This window comes from Microbacterium sp. Y355 (assembly GCF_059445345.1).
The window spans coordinates 1-1,249 of record NZ_JCAIUD010000006.1 but is presented as its reverse complement, the minus strand read 5'-3'; the positions used below and the strand labels follow the sequence as shown (position 1 = coordinate 1,249).

The 1,249-nt window shown below is 63.5% G+C and carries 1 protein-coding gene; it reads left to right on the top strand.

Features of this window, described 5'->3' with window-relative positions:
- Positions 1 to 114 precede the first annotated feature (114 nt).
- Complete coding sequence (locus AC1C2O_RS19355) at positions 115 to 1,242, top strand: IS30 family transposase (protein WP_495432231.1); 1,128 nt, start codon at positions 115 to 117, stop codon at positions 1,240 to 1,242.
- Positions 1,243 to 1,249 lie beyond the last annotated feature (7 nt).

The following is a 1,249-nucleotide window of genomic DNA, read 5'->3' as shown; positions in this document are numbered from 1 at the left end:
GGCGAGTTCAAGCGGTGAGCGCAACGCCCTGAGTTCTGCGGGGTGTTCTCGATGGTTCGACCATTGTCGCCGTTGGGTGTTCGTTTAGCGTTCTGGGATGGACTGGACGCGGGGCTGTCGGTAGCAGTCGCTGCGCGGGCTGCGGGGGTGTCGCGGGCGACCGCGTACCGGTGGCTGCGCGAGCATCGTAAAGTGCTTTCTCCGACGGTTCAGGATTTCAGTGTCGCCCGCGCAGGGCTATTGTCGTTGCGCGAGCGGGAAGAGATCGGGTTTCAGCTCGCCAGAGGCCAAGGGGTTCGTCGCATCGCCGCGGCGCTGGGAAGGTCACCATCGACGATCAGCCGGGAAGTGACACGGAACCGGATCGCGGGTCGGTACGTGCCTTCGCTGGCACAGGAGCAGACTCGGATGCGAGCTCGCCGGCCGAGGGCGCGCAAGCTGGACGGGTTAGCGTTGCGGGAACAGGTCACCAGGATGCTGACCGAGCACTTCAGCCCGCAACAGGTCGCGGGCCGGCTCAAGATCGAGCATCCGGAGAATCCGGAGATGCAGGTGTCGCACGAAACGATCTACCAGGCCCTCTACGTCCAGGGCCGCGGATCGTTGCGCTTGGAGATCGCGGCGGCGTTGCGATCTGGACGCACGACCCGCCGCCCGCAACAGCCGGAAGGCCCACGCCCGCAGAGGTTCAAAGACATGATCATGATCTCTGATCGGCCACCCGAGATCGAGGACCGCGCCGTTCCCGGGCACTGGGAGGGGGATCTCATCATCGGCTCGACAGCGTCGAAGTCCGCAATAGGCACCCTCGTTGAACGCACCACCGGATACGTGATGCTGCTACATCTACCGGATGATCACACCGCGCGCACCGTCGCCGACGCGATGATCCAGGCGATGAATGCACTTCCGGAACAGCTACGCCGATCAACGACCTGGGATCAGGGCGCAGAGATGGCGCGGCATCAAGAAATCACCACAGCGACAGGGATGCCGATCTATTTCTGCGATCCACACTCGCCCTGGCAACGCGGCAGCAACGAGAACACGAACGGGCTGCTGCGCCAATACTTCCCCAAGAGCACGGATCTGTCCTTCCACGGGCCAGGGATACTCGAGAACGTGGCCGCGGAACTCAACCGCCGCCCCCGCAAACGCCACGGCTACCGCACGCCCGCAGAAGTCCTTGCCGCGCTACTCTCAAATCCAACAAATCAAATCGGTGTTGCAGACACCGCTTGAACTCGCC